This window comes from Arthrobacter sp. Y3223164, assembly GCF_059091005.1.
In genome coordinates, this window is record NZ_JBNHGF010000601.1 from 1 (window position 1) to 1,174 (window position 1,174).

Below are 1,174 nucleotides of genomic sequence, written 5' to 3' on the forward strand. Positions count from 1 at the left end.
CCGGCGTGCCGGACGCAGTCGAGCACCGTCCCCGGCACTACAACCCCAAGGCCCTGCGCCGCGCGCGGATCCGCGCCTCCGGACCCGGCCGTTTCACCGGCCGCAGCCTTCTCCGGGCCGTGAAGCCGCGCCGTTAACGCGATCGCACCGCCCCCGGAAAGGAAGGACCCGGGCCGACAGGAAAGGCTCCGGGCCACACCGGAAGGTGCGGCACGGAGCCATTCATGCCAGGGCGGCCGGAGGGCTGGTGCTCAGTAGCTCTCTGAGGTAGCTTCCTTGCCGGCCTCCAGCGACGACGGGGCCGGGCCGGTCCCGGACTTCAGGGCTGCCAACCGCGCCTCAACCTCCGTCTGCTCGCCGAGGTCTTCCAGGCTCTCGAACTGGGCATCCAGGCTGGAAGCGGCCAGCTCGGCCTGGCCGCGTACCTTTGCTTCCTCGCGGCGGATCTTCTCCTCGAAGCGGCCGACTTCGCTGGTCGGGTCGAGAATGTCGATGCTCTTGATGGCGTCGTGGACCTGCGACTGGGCCTGCGCGGTTTTGGCGCGCGCGATCAGCTCGTCGCGCTTGTTCTGCAGCTCGTTGAGCTTGGACTTCATCTGGTTGAGTCCCTGCTTGAGCTTTTCCACGATTTCGGTCTGCGAGGAGATCGTGGGCTCGGCGCCCTTGGCTTCGTTCTCCGAGGAGATCTGGCGCTGGATTGCCACCTTCGCGAGGTTGTCGAACTTCTCGGCGTCAGCGGCGTGGCCCGAGGCGCGGTACTCATCGGCCTTTCGGCTGGCGGCCAAGGCCTTGGCACCCCAGCTGCGGGCGTTCTCGAGGTCTTCGTTGTAGTCGTCCTGCAGCATGCGCAGGTTGCCGATGGTCTGCGCGACGGCGCTTTCGGCTTCGGCAATGTTGTTCGTGTAGTCGCGGACCATTTGGTCCAGCATCTTCTGCGGATCCTCCGCCTGGTCGAGCAGCGCGTTGATGTTTGCCTTGGCCAACTGTGCCATGCGGCCGAAAATTGAGTGCTTTACCACGGTGATGCCTTTCGATCGGAATTACTCGAACTTTGCCTTCCAAGCAGCCAGGACGGCTGCCCGGTCTGTCTGGTCTAGAAGCCGCCGCCGGCGCCGCCGCCGTCGCCGAAGCCACCGAAGCCGCCGCCGCCACCGCCGAAACCGCCGAAGCCGCC

General features: G+C 66.4%; 1 protein-coding gene. It reads right to left on the reverse strand.

The genetic code is table 11. The features are described from left to right. Positions 1-251: 251 nt before the first annotated feature. Entirely contained in the window at positions 252-1,019 is a 768-nt protein-coding gene (locus tag AC5RUJ_RS16745) for a PspA/IM30 family protein (protein ID WP_494128648.1), read from the reverse strand. Positions 1,020-1,174: the final 155 nt, after the last annotated feature.